The organism is Bradyrhizobium sp. McL0615, assembly GCF_049993905.1.
GTDB lineage: Bacteria > Pseudomonadota > Alphaproteobacteria > Rhizobiales > Xanthobacteraceae > Bradyrhizobium.
Window position 1 is genome coordinate 3,307,408 of sequence record NZ_CP188254.1, and the last position, 20,529, is coordinate 3,327,936.

The following is a 20,529-nucleotide window of genomic DNA, read 5'->3' on the forward strand; positions in this document are numbered from 1 at the left end:
AATACCCGACAGCTCAAGAGGTCAGTTTGGTATATGTTATGCCAGTAGACAAGAGGAATTTTGGCCGGCGCACCGCAATTCGTCATCCACGCCGGAAATGCTGCAAGCGCGAAAAGGGCCGTGCCTGAGATAGCACGACCCCCCGACTAGGACAAAAAACAGGTTTGATTTTATGGCGGTAACGTTCCGCCTGAGCTTACGCGGTGGCGCCGCGCAAGCGGGTATAACCCTGCTGAATCACCGACCAGAACAGCGCAATCAATCCCAAAATCATGATCGTGCTGACCAGCGTGTTGGAGAAGAAGATGCCGAGTGAGCCTTGGGATCCCAGCAGCGATTGCCGGAATGCCTCTTCCGCCTTGTCGCCGAGCACGATGGCCAGCACCAGCGGGGCAAGTGGATAATTGCACTTCTTCAAGAGGTAACCGATCACGCCGAACACCAGCATCAGCATCACGTCGAACGTGGAGCTATGCACCGAATAGGCGCCGATCGCGCACAGCACCAGGATGAGCGGCGCGATGATGCTGAAGGGGACGCGCAGGATGGCTGCGAAAACCGGCACGCAGGTCAACACGACGATGAGGCCGACGATATTGCCGAGATACATCGAGGCGATCAGACCCCAGACGAACTCCTTCTGTTCGACGAACAGCATCGGTCCGGGCTGCAGGCCCCAGATCAGGAGGCCGCCGAGCAACACGGCCGCCGTCGGTGAGCCCGGCACGCCGAGCGAAAGCATCGGCAGCAACGCCGCGGTGCCGGCGGCGTGCGCCGCGGTCTCCGGCGCGACCACGCCTTCGATTTCGCCCTTGCCGAAATTGGCGCCGTGCTTCGACACCCGCTTGGCGATGCCGTAGCTCATGAAGGAGGCCGGCGTCGCGCCGGCGGGCGTGATGCCCATCCAGCAGCCGATCATGCAGGAGCGCAACGACGTCATCCAGTAAGACGGCAACTCCTTCCAGGTCTGCAGCACCACCCGCAAATTGATCTTGGCGCTGCCGCCGCGGAAGGCGAGCCCTTCCTCCATCGTCAGCAGGATTTCGCCGATGCCGAACAGGCCGATGACGGCGATGAGGAAGTCGAACCCGTTCAGCAATTCGGTATAGCCGAATGTCAGCCGCAACTGTCCGGTGATCGAGTCGAGACCGACGGCAGCCAGCGCAAACCCGATCATCATGGCCGCAATGGTCTTGAAGGGTGGCTCCTTGCTCAAGCCGACAAAACTGCAGAACGCCAGAAAATAGACCGCGAATTTCTCCGCCGGACCAAATCGCAGCGCGAAGCTTGCGACCAGCGGCGCCACCAGCGTGATCATGGCGACCGCAAACAGCGCGCCCACGAACGACGAGGTGAACGCCGCCGTCAATGCTTCGCCGGCCTTGCCCCTCTGCGCCATCGGGTAGCCGTCGAACGTCGTGGCCACCGACCATGGCTCGCCGGGTATGTTGAACAGGATCGAGGTGATCGCTCCGCCGAACAGCGCGCCCCAGTAAATGCAGGACAGCATGATGATGGCCGATGTCGGCGGCATGCTGAACGTCAATGGCAACAGGATGGCGACGCCGTTGGCGCCGCCCAATCCCGGCAGCACGCCGATCACGACGCCCAGCACGATGCCGACGATCATCACCATGATGTTGAAGGGCTGCAGCGCGACCGCAAAGCCGTGAAACAGATTGACGAGTTCTTCCATCCCGGTGATCCCCAGCGTGCGACGACGTTACAGACCGAGCCACTCTTCGACCGGCCCCTTGGGAAGCGGGACCAGAAACCAGCGCTCGAAAATGAAATAGGTGACAATGGGCATGCCGAGGGCGACGGCCAGCACGGTAATCCAGCGGTATTTGCCGAGCCATCGCATGAACCATCCAATGAAGATGATCGAGGTGAGGTACAGCCCGGTGAACGGCATGGCGCCGACATAGATCGCGGTCGGAATGACGACGCTCATGACCTGGCGAAGCTGTCCCCATTCGGCGAACAGCTCGTCATTGTCTTCGCGCAGTCCGTTCCACAGGTTAATCGCGCTGGACACGACGATGAAGATCCCGATGTAGAATGGAAAGAAGCCGGCGCGCGGACCTTCCGCGCCCCAGTTGATGCCGGCCTTCACGCTGCCGAAGATCACGATCACGCCGAAGAGGGTGATCAGCAACGTGACGCCTGCCTCCACCAGTTTGTGGGTGGGGCCGGTCTTGCTCGAGCTGCCTGTGGTCATCAAAACTCCATGCGGGGCCGGGCCTGCAGCCAGCGGACCCGGCGGTCGCGTTGCGGGGCTGGCTGGGCCGATCCGTTGTCTTCCCGATCAGTTGCGCTATCAGTTTCCTGGGGCGGCGAGGAAACCGGCGTCCTTCATGAGCGCCTCGTGACGCTTTTCCTCGACCTCGACCCACTTGGCGTAGTCAGCCCCGGTCAGGAAGGTCGTGTTGAACGCGCCGGTCTTCATGAAGTCCTGCCATTCGGGCGTGGCGCGGACCTTCTTGAACAGCTCGATGTAATATTCGACCTGGTCTTTGGTGGCCCGCGGCGACATGAAGATGCCGCGGAGCATCAGGTATTCGATGTCGAGCCCCTGCGACTTGCAGGTCGGAATGTCCTTCCAGCCCTTGCCGTCGACGATCTGCTCGTCATAGGCCATCGGCTGCGCGTCGAACACGCAGAGCGGACGCAGCTTGCCGCCGCGCCATTGCGCGACCGCCTCGATCGGATTGTTGACGGTCGAATCGACGTGGTTGCCGACCAGCTGAACCGCGACTTCGCCGCCGCCCTTGTAGGGAATGTAGGTGAACTTGGCGCCGGTGGTCTTTTCGAGCGCGACGGTGATGATCTGGTCTTCCTGCTTCGAACCGGTGCCGCCCATCTTGATGGTGCCCGCAGGCGCGGCCTTCACCGCATCGACATAGTCCTTTGCCGTCTTGAACGGCTGCTCGGCGTTCACCCACAGCACGAATTCATCGAGCGCCAGCATCGCTACCGGGGTGAGATCCTTCCAGTTGAACGGGATGCCGGTGGCGAGAGGGGTGGTGAAGAGGTTGGAGAGCGTGATGATGATCTTGTGCGGATTGCCGCCCGAGGTCTTGAGGTCGAGGAAGCCTTCGCCGCCAGCGCCGCCCGACTTGTTGATGACGACCATCGGCTGCTTCATCAGATTATGCTTGGTGACGATGCCCTGGATCGTCCGCGCCATCTGATCGGCGCCGCCGCCGGTGCCGGCCGGAACGATGAACTCGACGGGCCGCATTGGCTCCCAAGCGGCGGTCGCTGGAACAGAAATCCCGGCCGCACAAAGGGCCGCAATGGCGCCCAACGCCGTTTGTGCTGTGTGCTTCATTTTGATTCACTCCCGTCGATCTGTGGTTGCGCCGGTCTTTGCCGGCTTCCCTGTGTTGTATTCAATGCCGCGGCGGCTGTCTTCTCCGAACGATCATGGGTTGCAATTGTAAGAGGGGCCCGCTGGCGCGGCATCCGCTCCTTTTGGCCAATGGCGAATTGGCCACGCGCAGCACAGCGAAGTCATGGGACGCACCCATGCTCCACCGCCAATCGGGCTGTCTGTCCCCGTCACGCAAAGGCCGTCCCCCCAACGCGCCCCCTTTTTCATTCGGGAGCGCGATGGCTCTATTTTTGTATGCGATATGCCAGTAGGCAAACGCATTGTGACTGTTGATTGCCGTTCGGGCTGATTTGTCGCAGACGTTGGTAAAGCCGGCGGCGATCGCAAATAAAAAATGGCCCCGGAAACCGGGGCCATGATCCACTCAGCGAAGGCTGGGGTCGTTCGTCTGATCGCGCCTGTTCGCAGAAAGCCCGTATTTTCAGGCTTAGAGACCGAAACGGGGGAGGTCGCCGTTGCGGATGGCAATGCGGCTGCTGGCAATCAAAAGGCGGTCGATGGAAGCCATCAGACGGCCGAACAGGGTGCTGGAGGGCAGGAGGCCGATGGATGCAGTCTTGGACATGGGTGTCCCCTTTTCTTGGCGCGGAACCATTCCGCTTCGTGATCTAGGGACAATTTATGTATACCAGATGCCAGTCACAACAGGCTTGTTTGCATAGCAGCAATTGTCAGTTTGCATTGCAGCAAAATTAACGAAACTGGCACTCCAGGCAGCGCATTCCAGACGGCCAAAGGCCGCCGGAAACCGGCGGCTTTTGGTATTCGGGGTACAAAACCGGCTTATTCGGCCGCCTGCTTGCGCGGCGGGTCGAGCGCGCCGGAATCGTGGATCTCGGCCACCTGATGATCGCTGAAGCCGAGAACCTGGCGCAGGATCTCGTCGGTGTGCTCGCCGAGCAGCGGGGAGCGACTCACCTCGCTCGGTGAGTCCGACAGCTTGATCGGGTTGCCGACCGAAATGTACTTGCCGCGGGTCGGATGATCGACCTCGACGACGGTGCCGGTGGCGCGCAGCGACTGGTCCTCGATGATTTCCTTCATCGACAGGATCGGGCCGCAGGGGATGTCGTCCTTGTTGAGGATTTCCATCGCCTCGAATTTTGTCTTCGTCATCGTCCACTGCTCGACGCGCGCGAAGATCTCGTTGAGGCGCGACAGCCGGGCCGGCGGCTTGGCGTAGTCGGGATGGGTCTTCCAACCGGGTTCGCCGATCACGTCGCAGATCTTCTCCCAGACCGGCGCCTGGGTGATGAAATAGAGGTAGGCGTTGGGATCGGTCTCCCAGCCCTTGCACTTGACGATGCGGCCGGGCTGGCCGCCACCGGAATCGTTGCCGGCGCGCGGCACGGCATCGCCGAACGGAATGCCTTCGCCGTACTGGCTGTATTCCTTCAGGGGGCCGTGAGCGAGGCGCTGCTGGTCGCGCAGTTTTACGCGCGCGAGGTTGAGCACGCCGTCCTGCATCGCCGCGGTGACCTTCTGGCCCTGGCCGGTCATGGTGCGCTGGTAAAGCGCGGTGACGATGCCGAGCGCGAGATGCAACCCGGTGCCGCTGTCGCCGATCTGCGCGCCGGTGACGAGCGGCAGCCCGTCGCGGAAGCCGGTGGTGGAGGCGGCGCCGCCGGTGCACTGGGCGACGTTCTCATAGACCTTGCAGTCTTCGTACGGCCCGGGACCAAACCCCTTGATCGAGGCCACGATCATCTTCGGATTGAGGCTATGGATCTTCTCCCAGGGGAAGCCCATGCGGTCGAGCACGCCGGGACCGAAATTTTCCACCAGCACGTCACAGCTTTTGATCAGTGCGGTGAGGACTTCCTTGCCCTTGGGGTTCTTGGTGTCGAGCGTGATCGAGCGCTTGTTGTGGTTCAGCATGGTGAAGTACAGGCTGTCCACATTGGGAATGTCCTGCAGCTGGCCACGCGTGATGTCGCCGACGCCGGGGCGCTCGACCTTGATCACGTCGGCGCCGAACCAGGCCAGCAATTGCGTGCAGGTCGGACCCGACTGAACGTGGGTGAAATCAAGAATACGAACGCCCTTCAGCGCCTTTGTCATCGTGTTTGCTCCGTACTGTGTCTGTTTGCGCCTTGCGCGTGCAGGATCAAATGGGTTGAAGTCCGTTATTTCTTTTTCAGAACGCTTTGCGGATTGAGGTTGCCGATGCGGCCGCTCTCGGAACCAGCCGCCGGATCGATCACGGCATTGATCAGCGTCGGCTTGCCGGAATCCATCGCGGCGTTGACGGCGCGCTTGAGCTCGTCGGGGGAGGTGGCGTTGACGCCGACGCCGCCGAAGGCTTCCATCATCTTGTCGTAGCGCGAGCCCTTGACGAACACGGTGGTCGCCGGATCCGAACTTGCGCCATTGACGTCGGTGCCGCGATAGATGCCGTCATTGTTGAAAATGACGATGCAGACCGGAAGCTGGTAGCGGCAGATGGTCTCGACTTCCATGCCCGAAAAGCCGAACGCCGAGTCGCCTTCGACCGCGAGCACCGGATTTCCGGTTTCGACCGCTGCCGCAATCGAATAGCCCATGCCGATACCCATGACGCCCCAGGTGCCGACGTCGATGCGCTTGCGCGGCTTGTACATGTCGATAACGCCGCGGGCGAGGTCGAGCGTGTTGGCGCCTTCGTTGACGAAGATCGCGTCCGGCCGCTCCTTGACGATGGTGCGCAGCACGCCGAGCGCACCGTGATAGTCCATCGGCGAGGCGTTGCTCATCAGCTTCGGCGCCATCTTGGCGACGTTCTCGTCACGCTTCCTGGAAACCGTGCTGAGCCAGTCAGCCGGTGCGGCCGACCAGCTGCCGCCCATGCTTGCGAGCAAAGCGGAGACGCAGGAGCCGATGTCGCCGACCACGGGGGCCACGATCTCGACGTTGGAATCCATTTCCTTCGGCTCGATGTCGATCTGGATGAACTTCTTGGGCGCATCGCCCCAGGTCTTGCCCTTGCCGTGCGACAGCAGCCAGTTGAGGCGGGCGCCGATCAGCATGACGACGTCGGCGTCCTTCAGCACGGTCGAGCGCGCCGCGCCGGCCGACTGCGCATGCGTGTCGGGCAGCAGGCCCTTGGCCATGCTCATCTGCAGGAACGGGGCGCCGGTCTTTTCGACAAAGGCGCGGATATCGTCGTCGGCCTGCGCGTAGGCCGCGCCCTTTCCGAGAATGATGAGGGGACGTTTTGCACTTTTGAACACGTCGAGCGCGCGCTTGACGGCGGACGGGGCGGGGATCTGGGCGGGCGCCGCGTCGATCACCTTCACCAGCGATTTTGCGCCGGCGGCTGCGTCCATCACCTGGCCGAAAAGTTTTGCCGGCAGGTCGAGATAGACGCCGCCCGGACGGCCGGAGACGGCGGCGCGGATGGCGCGCGCCAGGCCAATCCCGATGTCGGCAGCGTGCAGCACGCGGAACGCGGCCTTGCAGAGCGGCTTGGCGATCGCAAGCTGGTCCATCTCTTCATAGTCGCCCTGCTGCAGGTCGACGATCTCGCGTTCGGAGGAGCCCGAGATCAGGATCATCGGGAAGCAGTTGGTGGTGGCGTGGGCGAGCGCGGTGAGGCCGTTGAGGAAGCCGGGCGCCGAGACGGTGAGACAGACGCCCGGTTTCTTGGTCAGATAGCCGGCGATCGAGGCGGCGTAGCCGGCGTTCTGCTCGTGGCGGAACGACAGCACGCGAATACCCTCGGCCTGCATCATGCGGCCGAGGTCCGTGATCGGGATGCCCGGCACACCATAGATGGTGTTGATGCCGTTGAGCTTGAGTGCGTCGATGACGAGATGAAAGCCATCCGTCAGCTCCTGCTCGATGCCCGGTGCTTCGGACTTGGTCGCGGTATTCAGCATGGGCTTCATCTCCCTGATCGTTTGGTTCGGACGAGCTTTCGTCGTCTTCTGGTGCGAAGGTAGGTCTAGTTAAACAGTTCCTGGCCGTGCGCTTCGACGTAGGCGGCAAGGCCCAGCGTGTGATCGCGTGCGCGTTTCTCGGCGAGTTCGGTGTCGCGTGCTTCCAGCGCCTCGATGATCGCCAGATGCTCGGGCAGGGAGGTCGCGGTGCGATCCTTTCGCCCGATGGTCAGTTGCCGGTAGCCGCGCACGTGCAGCAGGATGTCGTTGGTCATGTCGACCAGCACCGGCGATTCCGAAAGCGAGATCAGCGCCTGATGGAACGCGATATTGGCCTTGGAGTATTCCTCGACATGATCCTGCGGCAGGCGGTCCTTGCCAAAATCCTTGAAGAAATCACGCAGCGCCGTGATGTCCTTCTTGCGGGCGGTGGTCGTGATCAGGCGCGCGGCCATGCTCTCGAGCGCGGCCCAGGCGCGGATCATGTCGACGATCTCGGTCTTGGTGCGACGGACCACGACGATGCCGCGGCGCGGCACGGTTTTGACGAAGCCGTCCTGCTCCAGCATCGCGATCGCTTCGCGAATAGGGGTGCGGCTGACGCCGAGGCGTTCGGACAGCGCGCGCTCGTCGAGCATCACCTGCTCGGGCGTTGCATAGATGTCCATCTTGAGAATAGCTTCCTTCAAGGCCTCATAGGCCTTGTTCTTGAAGCTCGTCTCCGGCGCGATCCGGACGATTGCGATATCAGCATCAGCCATGACAGGCGGCGCCTTGGTTTGTTTAGGTGCGGGCACGACTCGTCTCCTCCCTATGTTGGAGACGTCTTCTTAGCAGAGAAACAGCCTAATATTTTTGGCATACCAAATACCAGGATGTCAAGATGCCCATGTTTTCGCTGTTTCTGCGCGATAGTTTGTCTTGACAATCTGATCTCTGGCATACCAAATGCCATAAAACTAGCCCCAGGAGGAAGCCAATGTCAAATTCTGCAGATGCGGCCCGAAAGATCGCCGAGCCCAGCGCCAAAGAGGCTGTCCGCCGGGTGCTCGATACGGTGAAAGCCGACAAGCGCACCAGCCTCACCGCGCCGGAAGGCAAGCTGGTGTGCGATGCCTATGGCATCCCGGTTCCGAAGGAAGGCGTGGCGAAGTCCGCCGCCGAGGCCGCCAAGCTCGCAACCGGCATGGGTTTCCCGGTGGTGATGAAAATCGTCTCGCCGGACATTCTCCACAAGACCGAAGCCGGCGGCGTCGTGGTCGGCGTCAAGACCGCGGCTGACGCGGAAAAGACCTACGAGACCATCCTCGCCAACGCGAAGAAGTATAAAGCCGACGCCAAGATCGAAGGCATCCAGGTCCAGCAGATGCTGGCCGGCGGCACCGAGGTCATCGTCGGTTCCATCACCGACGGCTCGTTCGGCAAGCTGGTGGCGTTTGGCCTCGGCGGCGTGCTGGTCGAGGTTCTGAAAGACATCACCTTCCGTCTCGCGCCTGCGACCAAGGACGATGCCCTGTCGATGCTCGACGGCATCCAGGCCCACGACATGCTCAAGGGCGTGCGCGGCGGCGATCCGGTCTCTCGCGAGGCGCTGGCCGACATCATCGTCAAGGTTTCGCAGCTCGTCAGCGATTTCCCCGAAATCGTCGAACTCGATCTCAACCCCGTATTCGCCACCAAGCAGGACGCGATCGCCGCCGACGTGCGCATCGTGGTCGACTTCGATCACAAGCCGCGCCCGGCGCCGCGCCCGACCGAAGAAATCGTCACCGCGATGAACCGCATCATGCAGCCGAAGGGTGTTGCGGTGATCGGCGCCTCCGCCGAGGACGGCAAGATCGGCAATTCCGTGATGAAGAACCTGATCAACGGCGGCTACAAGGGCGAGATCTATCCGATCCACCCGAAGGCCGCCGAGATCCTGGGCTACAAGGCCTACAAGAGCGTCAAGGACGTCCCCGGCGTGATCGACACGGCGGTGTTTGCGATCCCCGCGAAGTTCGTCGCCGGTGCGCTGGTCGAATGCGGCGAGAAGAAAATTCCCGGCGCCGTTCTGATTCCGTCAGGCTTTGCCGAGGCAGGCGCGCCCGAATTGCAGGCCGAAATCGTCGAGATCGGCAAGAAGTATAACGTTCGACTGATGGGGCCGAACATCTACGGCTTCTATTATACGCCGGCCAATCTCTGCGCTACGTTCTGCACGGCTTATGACGTCAAGGGCTCGGCGGCACTGTCGTCGCAGTCCGGCGGCATCGGCATGGCGATCATCGGGTTCTCGCGCTCGGCGAAGATGGGCGTGTCGGCGATCGTCGGCCTCGGAAACAAGTCTGATATCGACGAGGACGATCTGCTCGCCTTCTTCGAGCAGGATCCGAACACGGCGATCATCGCGCAGCACTGCGAAGACCTGAAAGACGGCCGTGCCTTCGCGGAGGCCGCCAAGCGCGTCTCCAAGAAGAAGCCGGTGGTGGTGCTGAAGGCGGGCCGTACTTCGGCCGGTGCCAAGGCGGCTTCGTCGCACACCGGCGCGCTCGCCGGCAACGACAAGATCTATGAGGACGTGTTCGCCCAGTCCGGCGTGATCCGCGCCCGGTCCTTGAGGCAGTTGCTCGAGTTCGCGCGCGGCGTGCCGGTGCTGCCGACGCCGAAGGGTGAGAACATCCTGATCATCACCGGCGCCGGTGGTTCGGGCGTGCTGCTGTCGGACTCCTGCGTGGATAACGGTCTGTCGCTGATGGCGATGCCGCCGGATCTCGACGCGGCGTTCCGGAAATTCATTCCGCCGTTCGGCGCGGCCGGAAATCCTGTGGATATCACCGGTGGCGAGCCGCCGATCACCTATGTCAACACCGTCAAGCTCGGCCTGTCGGATGAGCGGATCCACTCGCTGATCCTCGGCTACTGGCACACCATCGTCACGCCGCCGATGGTGTTCGCCCGCAACATGGTCGAGGTGAAGAAGGAGATGGAGGCCAAGGGCTTCGTCAAGCCGATCGTCGCCTCGCTCGCCGGTGACGTCGAGGTCGAGGAGGCCGCCGAATATCTCTACCAGAACGGCATTCCGGCCTATGCGTACTCGACCGAACTGCCGGTCGAAGTGCTCGGCGCCAAGTACAAGTGGGCGCGCGGCGCGGGTTTGCTCTGAGACGATGAATAACGCATGCCGCTTCGGATGATTTCTGGAGCGGCATTTTTTCTGGAATAGCGAGGGCGGATCATTTCTCCCTCGCCCCGCTTGCGGGGAGAGGGTCGGGGTGAGGGGACTCTCCGCGGACTCATCCCTTTCGAATTCGCTGAGGCAGCCCCTCACCCCAACCCTCTCCCCGCAAGAGCGGGGCGAGGGAGCAGAGGCCATCACGTTCTCGCAGTCTAACTGACGGATGCAGGTCGCGATGAAAAAAGACGTGATCCGGCGCAAGGCCATCGAGCCGAAATCCAGTGCTGACCACGAGCCTGACGCACGCGACAGCGGCGTCCAGTCGGTCGATCGCGCGCTCTCGATCATCGAAACGCTGGCGGAAGACGACGAAGGCTATCGCCTCAGCGATCTTGCCATCCGCACCGGGTTGTCGACCTCGACGGTGCACCGCCTGCTGGGGACGCTGGAAAACCGCCGCTTCGTGCAGTTCGACCGCGCCGAATCGAAATGGCATGTCGGGGCGCGCGCCTTCACGGTCGGCGCGACGTTTGCCCGCAGGCGCAATTTCTCGGCGCAGGCCGTGCCTTATTTGCGCAAGCTGCGCGACCTGACGCGGGAGACCGCCAATCTCGCCGTCGTCGACGACGAATTCATCATCGTGCTGACGCGCATGGAAAGCCGCGAAATCATGCGCTCGCTGACCAAGGTCGGCGGCCGTGTCGCCATGGTCGCCTCCGGCGTCGGCAAGGCGGTGCTGGCGACCTATTCGGATGCCGATGTGAGCGCCATCATCCACCATCACGGCATGCCGAGACTGACGGAAAAGTCGATCGTGCGGCCGGGCGATTTGTTCAAGGAACTCGAAAGGGTCCGCCGCCAGGGTTATGCCATCGACGACGAGGAGGCCTGCATGGGTCTCCGTTGTATCGCCGCCGTCGTCTACAACGACTGCGCCGAGCCGCTGGCAGCGATTTCCGTCTCTGGCATGACCAGCCGCCTGACCGACGAGCGGTTGCCGATGCTAGGGCAAGCCGTGCGGGAAGTGGCGGCGGAATTGACGGTCGCGCTCGGGGGTGTGATGCCGGAGGCGAAACCGGCCTGAGCCGGGTTTGCGGTTGGCCATTTCTCGCCAGGGAAAATTAGGTCTGGCGGCGCGAGCCCCGACATCGGTATACCCATCCACCGCCGTCCATGGCGCGGTTTCGTAGGACGATGTCCTCCGATTCAACGATTGGGGAAAGTCATGCCTTCCGAAACCCGTTCGCCCCGTCTCGCCGTTCTGATCGATGCCGACAATGCGTCCGCAAAGATTGCCGACGGATTGTTCGAGGAGATTGCCAAGATCGGGGAGGCCAGCGTTCGCCGCATCTACGGCGACTTCTCAAATGACCGATCCAGGGGATGGGCCGCTATTCTGTCGAAGCACGCCATCATCCCCCAGCAGCAGTTCGCCTATACGACTGGAAAGAATGCGTCCGACATAACCCTCGTCATCGACGCCATGGACCTGCTTTATAGCGGCCGGTTCGATGGATTCTGCCTGGTGTCTTCAGACAGCGATTTTACGCGGCTCGCCGCCCGCATCCGCGAGCACGGCGTCGATGTGTTTGGGTTCGGCGAGCAAAAGACGCCGGAAAGCTTCAGGCAGGCATGCCGCAGGTTCGTCTATACCGAAAACCTGCTTGGCGGTACGGCGAACACGCAGGATGCCGGCTCGAAGTCGCCGCTGCTTCAACCCCCTGATGCAGCCATCCCGATGATCAAGAAGGTCATCGTCCAGATGGAAAACGACGACGGATGGGTTGCTCTCGGGGAAGTTGGAAAAGGGCTTACCAACCTGGCCCCCGATTTCGATTCGAGGACCTACGGGTCCCGCAAACTCAGCGATCTCGTGCGAAAGACAAACGCTTTCGAGATCGATCAGCCCAAGGGCGGGGCGATGCGAATTCGGATCAAGCCCGCCGCAGGACCGCCTGCGAAGGCACGAGCCGCGCGGAAGCCCTCGAGCTGAGATGGCCTAAGCCCGTCTGAGCCGCAACCGTAGCAGCCCAGTCAGCGCACGCCGCCGCTCAATGCTGTTCGGCTTTCCAGTCGCGCTTGATCTTCTTGGCGAGCGACCATTTGTGGACTTCGGTCGGGCCGTCATAGATACGGAAGGCGCGGATCTCGCGGAAAGCCTGCTCGACGATTGTCTCGGTCGAGACACCGGTGCCGCCCATCACCTGCACGCAGCGATCGGCGACCCGCATCAAGGCTTCCGATACCGCCACCTTGGCCATCGAACTCTCGGCTGTCCCGAGCGAGCCGGTGTCGAGCACGCCGGCGCACCAGTCGATCATCAATTCCGACTGTTTGAGGTCGATCAGGTTCTCCGCCAGCATGAAGCCGACGCCTTCATGATCGACCAGCGGTTTTCCGAACGCGTGGCGGCGGCAGGCGTAGTCGGTGGCGATTTCATCGGCGCGGATGGCGAGGCCCAGCCAGCGCATGCAGTGCGACAAACGCGCCGGGCTGAGACGGATTTGCGCATATTTGAAACCATCGCCGGAGGCGCCGAGCATCTGGTCGGCGGAGACGCGAAGGTTCGCGATCTCGATCTCGGCATGCCCGCCCGGCATCGAACTGTCGATCGTATCCAGCACGCGCAGCGTCTTGATCGCGGGATCCGGCAGGTCGACCAGGAACAGGCAGGCGCCGTCGTCCGACTTGGCCATGACAATGCCGACCCTGGCGCCTTCGGCGCCGGTGATGAATTTCTTGCGCCCGTTGATGACCCAGTGATTGCCGTCGAGCTTACACGTGGTCTGCATCATCGACGGATCGGATCCCGCACCGCCTTCGTCGGCCGGTTCGGTCATGAAGAACGCCGAACGCGCTCTTCCCGACACCAGCGGCTCCAGAAAGCGCTTCTTTTGCTCGGCGCTTCCAACCTTGCCGAGCAGGTACATATTGCCCTCATCGGGCGCCATGGTGTTGCAGGCCAGCGGCCCCAGTGGGGAGAGACCGGACTTTATCAAGGCGATCGCAGTCTCACGCTGCGTGAAATGCGATCCATCCGGCAGAATGTGGGGCGTGAGCACACCGGCCTTGCGCGCCTTGTCGCGTAGTTCCTGCACGAGGTCGTCGCTCGGCCCGTGCGGGCCCGTCCGCGGATCCTTCTCATAGGGGATCACTTCGGCGCGGATAAATGCCTCGATCTTTGCGGCGATGGCGTCGGCTCGTGCAGTCATGGATGCGGATACTCCGGTCAATCTCCGTCCGGCGGGTTGGGTCTGTCGGTCATGCGCCCGATCACGGGCGCGCTGGGGAGATTGCCGGTCATATAGGCGGATGGATCGGACCCCGGCAACAGCACAGTTGGCGATGTCGGCCGATCCGTCGGGGGGGCGATCCCTCCGGGTTAGAACCGTGGGGTGCCGGGATCGAGGCCAAGGCCCAATCGTCCCGACACCACGTAGTTGTTCGGGTTCATCGCGATGTGCTTTACCGCCGCATGAACGTCGCGGACAAAGCGCTCGATCGGCGACGTCTCGAAGATGGCGGCTGCGCCCGTTTCGGCGGCGAGCAGGTCGACGATCCGCGCCGCGCTTTCGGCGGCATGGGTGCAGGCTGTCCGCAACACCGCGCGCGCATTGATGAGGCGCGGTCCGCCCTCTGCCGATGCTGCCGTTAGTTCCGACATCGCATCGATCAAAAAAGCACGCGCCGCGCGATGCAACGCGTCCGCTCGGCCGTAATTGCTTTGAACGATCTCACGGTCGCGCAGCAGGGCGCTGACACCCGACCGTGCCTTCCGGCTCGCAAGCTCGGCAAAGGCGTTCATTGCGCCGCGCGCGATACCGAGCGGAACGACGGAAACGGTCCAGGCGAACACCGACACGGCGGGCAAGCGGTACAGGATTCCATCCTGCGTCGGACGAGGCGCCATCAGGACGTGCGTGTGTTGTTCGGGGACGAAGATATCCCGGACCTCGAAGTCGGAGCTTCCCGTGGCACGAAGCCCCGATACTCGCCACGTGTCGTGGACGACGACATCGCGGCGATCGAAATAGCAGCAGAGCGGCGGCTCGTCCTTGCCGTCGGCACCTTTCGCGCTGGCGAGGCCCATGAAGTACGACGCGTGATGGGCGCCGCTGCCGAACGGCCACCGGCCGGTGACGCGATAGCCGCCGTCCACCTTCTGGGCCGAGCCGACCGCACCGGTGGCGCTTGTGACGAACCCGCGCGGGTCGGAGAAAAATTCGCGCGCGACCGGCTCCGGCAGATAACCGCCGATGCGGCTCATGCCTCCGCCATTGCCGACGAGCCACCCGACCGAGCCGTCGAGCGCGGAGGCCGCTTCCACCACGGTCATGAAATCGCCCGGTGACAATTGCGGACCGCTGAGTGCCTCGGGCAGCCACAGACGGAACAGACCGGCTTCCGCCAGCGCGTTGAACACCGCGTCAGGCAGGCGTCGCTCGCTGTCGAACCCCGCGCGGTGTCCGGCAATCAGCGGCGCAAGCCGCGCGATCGCTTCGAGATGGTCCGTGACCCGGCCGGGAGGTTTCGCCAGCAATTTTCGCTCGCTCCTGTTGGGCGCGGCCGTCACTCTCGACCGCAATACCGCTGCAGGCAAGCTCGGATAATTCATGTGCAGGGTGAACTGAGTTCATCTACACTCAACCGATGCGCAAGCTGCCACCCCTGACCGAACTGCGGGCCTTCGAAGCCGCGGCGCGTCATCTGAGCTTCAAACGAGCCGCCGCCGAACTGTACGTGACGCCAACGGCCATCAGCCACCAGATCAAGCTGCTCGAACGCTATTGCGGCAGGGCCCTGTTCCGCCGCAGGCCGCGCCCGCTCAAGCTGACGACGGCGGGTGAACAGCTTTTTCCGGTGATCCGCGATGGCTTCCAGACGTTCGCAGACGTACTGGCGACAATGCGGCCGGGGACGACGGGTGGACGGCTCCGTATCACGGCGACCAATGCGTTTGCGGCGCGATGGCTGGTGCCCCGGCTGCCAAACTGGCGCACCGCGCATCCGCGCCTCAAGCTCGATATTCTCGGCACAGACGCGGTTCTCGACCTTGCGGCGGGCGAGGCCGACATTGCGATCCGCTATGCGCGCAGGCCGCCGCCGGGAAATCATTGCATCGAGCTGGCGCGCGACACCTTCCGCGTCGTTGCAAGCCCAAAGCTGGTCGGTGAAAGGCTGGTCGGCGACCGGGGCAAGTCGTTCAGCCCCGCCGAACTGGCGAAATATCCTCTCATCGAGACCGAGTGGCCGTCCACTGATCTGGATGCGCCGAACTGGAAACGCTGGCAGACCACGGCGCGCCGTCGCCTCAAGCGCGTGCCCGATCTCGCGCGGCTGCAAAGCCTTGCGTTTCGTGAGGAGTTACATGCCATCGAAGCCGCGATCTCGGGGCAGGGCATCGCGATCTGCAGCGATGTGCTGGTGGCGCCGGAGCTTGCAAGCGGCGCGCTGATGCAAGTCTCGAAGCTCACGCTGCCGGGCTACGGGTTTTATCTCCTGTACCGGCCCGGGCACCCGAAGCTCACGTCGATCAGCGCATTCTGCGGATGGGCGCGCTCAATGCATTCGGAAGCCAAGTAGCGCGGTTCTATTAGCGGCACCGTCCGCTCTGGGGAAATCAAGCGGCCTGGACGATCGTACCCGTGCCGGTCACGTGCCATGAGGGAGCATCGACCCCTTCCACCGCCTCACAAGACCAGTGTAGTCTGATCCCGCGGGCGCGTCCGGTTGGATGGCATGTCCGCAACACAGCGCAGACTGTGGAGGGAGGATCATGGAATTTCCCCGCCGTGCATTCCTGCATCTGGCTGTGGGTGCTGCCGCATTGCCGGCCGTGCCCCGGCTTTCATGGGCGCAAGCCTATCCGTCGCGGCCGGTGCGCATCGTCGTCGGCTTTGCCGCGGGCGGGGCTACCGACATCCAGGCACGGCTGATGGGTCAATGGCTGTCGGAGCGCCTCGGCCAGCAATTCATCGTCGAGAACCGCGCCGGCGCCAGCGGCAACATCGGCACCGAGGCGGTCGCCAAGGCGGCTCCGGATGGCTACACGCTGCTGCAGATCGTGACCCCGCACGCGATCAATGCCGCGCTCTACAGCAATCTCAATTTCGACTTCATCCGGGACATCGCGCCGGTGATCTGCGCCGCGCGGCTGGCCTACGTCGTCGTGGTGCATCCGTCGGTCCCTGCCAAAACGATCCCTGAATTCATCGCCTACGCCAAGGCCAACCCGGGCAAGATCAACTACGGCTCGGCCGGCCCCGGCACCCCGCAAAACATTGCCTGCGAACTCTTCAAGATGATGGCGGGCGTTGATCTGGTCCACGTCCCCTATCGCGGCGGCGCACCTGCGGCCACCGATCTGGTCGCCGGCCATCTGCAGGTGATTTTCGCGCCGGTGTCGGAATCGATCCAGCACATCCAGGCCGGCAAGCTGCGCGCCCTGGCGGTAACGACCGCGGCCCGTCTGGACGTGTTGCCGGACGTTCCAACGGTGGCGGAGTTCGTGCCTGGCTATGAGGCCAGCGGTTTTGCGGGTATCGGCGCGCCCAGGGACACCCCGGCCGAAATCATCGACAGGCTGAACAAGGAGCTCAATGCCGGCCTTGCCGACAGCAAGGTCAAAGCCCGGATCGTCGAGCTGGGCGGCACGGTGGCGGGCGGCACGCCTGCGGAATTCGCGACGATTATCTCCGAGGCCACCGAAAAGTGGGCGAAGGTGATCAAGTTCGCGGGCATCAAGGCTGAATAGGACGAGAGCTTTAGCCGATCTGAATATCGGATGGCGTGAACCCGAACCGCTTCTTGAATGATCTGTGAAAATACGAAAGGTCGTTGAAGCCGGCTGTAAACGCGATGTCGCTGATCTTGCGATGACGCGCCGACTCATGGAGCAGAAGCCGCCGGGACAGCAGCAGCCGCTGTTCGAGAACAAAGTCCGTGAAAGTCGTACCTGAGGACGCAAACATGCGCTGCGCCTGCCGCTTGGTAAGGCCGTTCGCGTTGGCCACGGCCTCGATTGTCAGATCGTTCCTCTCGAGATTTTTGAGAATTCCGGCCTTCACGAGGTCCAGCCGCGCAACCGAAATATCGCGTGGCCCAACCAGCTTCTTTGGTCCCGTCGTTTCGACAAAGTGACCTACGAGATCGGTCAAGTGCTGCATCGCCGTCTTCTGACCGAGCGGATCAAGTTCTCCGGCGAGCTCCTTGCAAAGCGCGGTATAGCGTTCGATCATCGCGCTCAAGGCCCGGTCATGTCCGAGCGGGCGAGCGAGCTGCATCTCCGCCGACGGCGCGACTTGCAGGAGCAGGCGCCGCGGAAACCGCGTCGTCGTGAATCCTCCGGTCTTATTCAAATCGACGGCGCCGACGACGTTCATCTCGGCCATGCACATCTGTCCGGCGTTCAGGTCGATCGTCTTGCTGCCCTGGGTAACGTGCACCGTGCCGCGCGTAGCGGAAATCAGCACGATATCGTCGCAGCCGTCATCCAGCAGGTCACGCGTCCGGGCGAACCGCGCCGAGTTTCCTCGCGGCATGGCGATAGCGACCGAGTGCAACAAGACGAACTCATTGTGGCAATCGATGTAGTCCGCTTCCGCGGGGCCGACATCGAGCCTGCAAAAGCCGCGGCAAATGCCTTCCCGCCAGGCTTCATAGGCCTGCCCCTTGGCAAGACCCCGATGAAAGATCGAAAAGCGGTTCAGCGGCTGTGCTTGGCCCATGACGGTGCACTCTGGTGTCACTGCACTCTTGGAGGGGGAACGAACAAAATTACGTGATCAGCAATCGCGTTCGCATCGTGGGGATGGCGTCGCCTCAGTCCATACGCTTGGCGCGACAGTCCACGACCCGGTGCTTGAAAAACAGATAGCATTCTGCCGATTTCAGGTAAAGCGAGCGGCAGATATGTGATGACCGACTTTGACAAAGCCATGGCCGACCGTGCCCAGCGCTTTCGAGAGGTCGCGCTTCCATGTCTCGATGACGCCTATAGGCTCGCTTATTTCCTCATGCGCGATCGGGCGGACGCAGAGGATGCTGTCCAAAAATGCTTTCTCCGCGCGCAGCATGGTTTCGACGACTGGCGCGGTTCTGCCATCAAGCCCTGGCTGCTCGCTATTCTCAGGAACGTTTGCCATGTGGATCTCGCCCGGCACGTTCAACATGAAGCGGCCGCGCAAGAGGGCACGCTCATTCCGCAGCTTCTCGGCGCGTTGCCGCCGCAACTGCGCGAAACCATCGTGCTGCGCGAGTGCAACCGTATGTCTTACCGGGAAATAGCCGAAGTGACCGGCGTTTCACCGGGCACCGTGATGTCGCGTCTGGTGCAAGCCCGGGCCATGCTCTCTGCCGGATGGCCAGCGCGCGACGAAGCGATGCAGGAGCCAAGCAGCCCGATCCGCCGGCGCGGGTGCGATGTCTCTTGAAGACCATTCAGACCTTTAATGAAGCTGCTTTTATTAGCGACACCGAATTCTAGAGATATTCATGTTCGACGCCGGAACCACAGCACTGCTCCGCTCAATCCTCGACGAGATATGCGACGGTGTCTCTCTCCAGGAAACGGGTGTCCGGACGCACGTCGCTTCAAAGATCCTGGAAGCTGCCACGAGCGGCGAACTATCTGCCGACAGGTTGAGAAAGATTGGACGAGAAGCCTTGAAGGCAGCGCCGTGGCGGCAATCATTCGCGCGCCGGTGAAAATCACATACCTGCCTGGCCCGAACGACGGCGCTTGCCACAACGCGACCGCTTGGCGAACAGCCCCGATCCGCTAGAGTGTCGGACAATGAACAGGCGCGATGGTGTCGCCTGGCGCAAGAAAATGCAGGGGGAAAGCCATGGGCCGGAAAATCGTGATCGTCGGAGCGGGGGCCGTCGGCGGCTATGCCGGTTCTCATATGGTGCAGGCCGGCGAGGACGTCACCTTCGTCGATCCCTGGCCCGAGCATGTCGAGCATATGAAGAAGCACGGGCTGCGCGTCACGCACGCGATGGATGTTCCGGAATTCTCGGTTCCGGTGCGCGCGCTCCATGTCACGGATGCGCAGCAGCTATCCAAGGAGAAGCCGGTCGACATCGCCTTTGTCTGCATGAAGTCCTACGACACGGCGTGGGCCACCATGCTGATCCAGCAATATCTGGCGCCGGACGGCTATGTCGTGTCGCTGCAGAACTGCATGAACGAGGAGACGATCGCCGGCATCGTCGGCTGGGGCAAGACGCTGGGCTGCATTGCCAGCAGCATCACGGTGAACCTGCCGGAGCCCGGCCACATCCACCGCGGCGCCGGCAAGGGCGGGGCAGCGCATACCGTATTCCGCGCAGGCGAAGTGCACGGCCGCATCACGCCGCGGGCGGAGGAGGTCTGCCGGCTGGTCGCCTACTCCGACAGCGCCAAGGTGACGGACAATCTGTGGGGCGAGCGCTGGTCGAAACTGGTCGCCAACGTCATGGGCAACGGGCTCTCCGCCTGCACCGGCCTGCCGGGCGCAGAAATTTTGCAAAGCGAGCCGCTGCGCCGTTTCTCCACCCGGCTCGGCAGCGAAGCGATCCGCGTCGGACAGGCGCAGGGCTATCAGCTGGAAGAGATTTTGCATCTGCCGCCTGAGATCATCGCGCGCGCCGGGGAGGGCGACGAGGCGGCGATGCGGACCTGCGACGAGCAGCGCTTCAAGGACGGCAAGCGCACCTCGTCCGCGCAGCGTCCTTCGATGGGGCAGGACATGCAGAAGGGCCGGCGCACCGAGATCGAATTTCTCAACGGTTTGGTGGTGCGCGAGGGCGAGAAGATCGGCATCTCCTGCGCCGCAAATGCCGCGCTGACTGATATCGTCAAGCGCGTGGAGCGTGGCGGGCTGAAGCCGGATCCGCGGCACATCACGGAACTGCGTCTGAACTGAGCGGGCGCCCGGGCAGTTCAGCGTCATTGCGAGCGGAGCGAAGCAATCCATCTGTCCTCGAATCGAATACGGATTGCTTCGCTCCGCTCGCAATGACGGGGATGGGCCGTAGCGCAAGGCGTACGCCGTCGTCGCGAGAAGCGTAGCCCGGGTGAGCGCAGCGACACCCGGGACCACTCTAACACCGTCCCGGATATCGCTTCGCTCATC

General features: G+C 62.7%; 17 protein-coding genes. 7 read left to right on the forward strand and 10 right to left on the reverse strand.

The features are described 5' to 3' along the window. Positions 1 to 196: 196 nt before the first annotated feature. From ACPPVP_RS15615 to ACPPVP_RS15645, 7 genes are all read right to left on the reverse strand, one after another. Positions 197 to 1,696 (reverse strand): tripartite tricarboxylate transporter permease, encoded by a 1,500-nt coding sequence (locus tag ACPPVP_RS15615; protein ID WP_426535733.1) that lies wholly within the window; start codon positions 1,694 to 1,696, stop codon positions 197 to 199. 27 nt (positions 1,697 to 1,723) lie between these two features. Then, positions 1,724 to 2,221, reverse strand: coding sequence for a tripartite tricarboxylate transporter TctB family protein (locus tag ACPPVP_RS15620; RefSeq protein ID WP_426535735.1), 498 nt, complete (start codon positions 2,219 to 2,221; stop codon positions 1,724 to 1,726). 99 nt (positions 2,222 to 2,320) lie between these two features. Next, the gene (locus tag ACPPVP_RS15625; protein WP_426535737.1) at positions 2,321 to 3,334 is read right to left on the reverse strand and encodes a Bug family tripartite tricarboxylate transporter substrate binding protein; all 1,014 of its coding nucleotides are present in this window, start codon (positions 3,332 to 3,334) and stop codon (positions 2,321 to 2,323) included. A 490-nt stretch (positions 3,335 to 3,824) separates the two neighbouring features. Then, the gene (locus tag ACPPVP_RS15630) at positions 3,825 to 3,962 is read right to left on the reverse strand and encodes a hypothetical protein (protein ID WP_426535739.1); all 138 of its coding nucleotides are present in this window, start codon (positions 3,960 to 3,962) and stop codon (positions 3,825 to 3,827) included. Positions 3,963 to 4,180: 218 nt separating this feature from the next. Continuing rightward, positions 4,181 to 5,458: a formyl-CoA transferase gene (gene frc, locus ACPPVP_RS15635; RefSeq protein ID WP_426535741.1), complete on the reverse strand. Its 1,278-nt coding sequence runs from the start codon at positions 5,456 to 5,458 to the stop codon at positions 4,181 to 4,183. A gap of 65 nt (positions 5,459 to 5,523) precedes the next feature. Further along, the gene (gene oxc, locus ACPPVP_RS15640; RefSeq protein ID WP_426535743.1) at positions 5,524 to 7,254 is read right to left on the reverse strand and encodes an oxalyl-CoA decarboxylase; all 1,731 of its coding nucleotides are present in this window, start codon (positions 7,252 to 7,254) and stop codon (positions 5,524 to 5,526) included. 65 nt (positions 7,255 to 7,319) lie between these two features. Further along, positions 7,320 to 8,015 (reverse strand): GntR family transcriptional regulator, encoded by a 696-nt coding sequence (locus tag ACPPVP_RS15645; RefSeq protein ID WP_426537866.1) that lies wholly within the window; start codon positions 8,013 to 8,015, stop codon positions 7,320 to 7,322. Positions 8,016 to 8,233: 218 nt separating this feature from the next. On the opposite strand from ACPPVP_RS15645, the gene ACPPVP_RS15650 reads away from it, so the two are divergent. From ACPPVP_RS15650 to ACPPVP_RS15660, 3 genes are all read left to right on the forward strand, one after another. Further along, positions 8,234 to 10,399 (forward strand): acetate--CoA ligase family protein, encoded by a 2,166-nt coding sequence (locus tag ACPPVP_RS15650; protein WP_426535745.1) that lies wholly within the window; start codon positions 8,234 to 8,236, stop codon positions 10,397 to 10,399. Positions 10,400 to 10,646: 247 nt separating this feature from the next. Further along, the gene (locus tag ACPPVP_RS15655) at positions 10,647 to 11,495 is read left to right on the forward strand and encodes an IclR family transcriptional regulator (RefSeq protein WP_426535747.1); all 849 of its coding nucleotides are present in this window, start codon (positions 10,647 to 10,649) and stop codon (positions 11,493 to 11,495) included. Positions 11,496 to 11,636: 141 nt separating this feature from the next. After that, positions 11,637 to 12,404 (forward strand): NYN domain-containing protein, encoded by a 768-nt coding sequence (locus tag ACPPVP_RS15660; RefSeq protein WP_426535749.1) that lies wholly within the window; start codon positions 11,637 to 11,639, stop codon positions 12,402 to 12,404. Between the two features lie 58 nt (positions 12,405 to 12,462). Here ACPPVP_RS15660 and ACPPVP_RS15665 read toward each other — a convergent pair whose 3' ends face one another. Continuing rightward, entirely contained in the window at positions 12,463 to 13,623 is a 1,161-nt protein-coding gene (locus ACPPVP_RS15665) for an acyl-CoA dehydrogenase family protein (protein ID WP_426535751.1), read from the reverse strand. A 170-nt stretch (positions 13,624 to 13,793) separates the two neighbouring features. Beyond that, complete coding sequence (locus ACPPVP_RS15670) at positions 13,794 to 14,951, reverse strand: acyl-CoA dehydrogenase family protein (RefSeq protein ID WP_426535753.1); 1,158 nt, start codon at positions 14,949 to 14,951, stop codon at positions 13,794 to 13,796. A gap of 110 nt (positions 14,952 to 15,061) precedes the next feature. Here ACPPVP_RS15670 and ACPPVP_RS15675 point away from each other — a divergent pair, with 110 nt between their 5' ends. Both ACPPVP_RS15675 and ACPPVP_RS15680 read left to right on the forward strand, forming a co-directional pair. After that, positions 15,062 to 15,994 carry a LysR substrate-binding domain-containing protein gene (locus ACPPVP_RS15675; RefSeq protein ID WP_426535755.1) on the forward strand — a complete coding sequence of 311 codons (933 nt, stop codon included), beginning with the start codon at positions 15,062 to 15,064 and terminating at the stop codon, positions 15,992 to 15,994. A gap of 193 nt (positions 15,995 to 16,187) precedes the next feature. Beyond that, positions 16,188 to 17,165: a Bug family tripartite tricarboxylate transporter substrate binding protein gene (locus ACPPVP_RS15680; RefSeq protein ID WP_426535757.1), complete on the forward strand. Its 978-nt coding sequence runs from the start codon at positions 16,188 to 16,190 to the stop codon at positions 17,163 to 17,165. Positions 17,166 to 17,175: 10 nt separating this feature from the next. On the opposite strand, the gene ACPPVP_RS15685 is transcribed toward ACPPVP_RS15680, so the two are convergent. Further along, entirely contained in the window at positions 17,176 to 18,138 is a 963-nt protein-coding gene (locus ACPPVP_RS15685; RefSeq protein WP_426535759.1) for a helix-turn-helix domain-containing protein, read from the reverse strand. 189 nt (positions 18,139 to 18,327) lie between these two features. Between ACPPVP_RS15685 and ACPPVP_RS15690 the strand changes: the two genes are divergently transcribed. Beyond that, on the forward strand, positions 18,328 to 18,843 hold the full coding sequence (locus ACPPVP_RS15690) for a sigma-70 family RNA polymerase sigma factor (RefSeq protein WP_426535762.1): 516 nt from the start codon (positions 18,328 to 18,330) through the stop codon (positions 18,841 to 18,843). Between the two features lie 414 nt (positions 18,844 to 19,257). Continuing rightward, the gene (locus tag ACPPVP_RS15695) at positions 19,258 to 20,319 is read left to right on the forward strand and encodes a ketopantoate reductase family protein (RefSeq protein WP_426535764.1); all 1,062 of its coding nucleotides are present in this window, start codon (positions 19,258 to 19,260) and stop codon (positions 20,317 to 20,319) included. Positions 20,320 to 20,529: the final 210 nt, after the last annotated feature.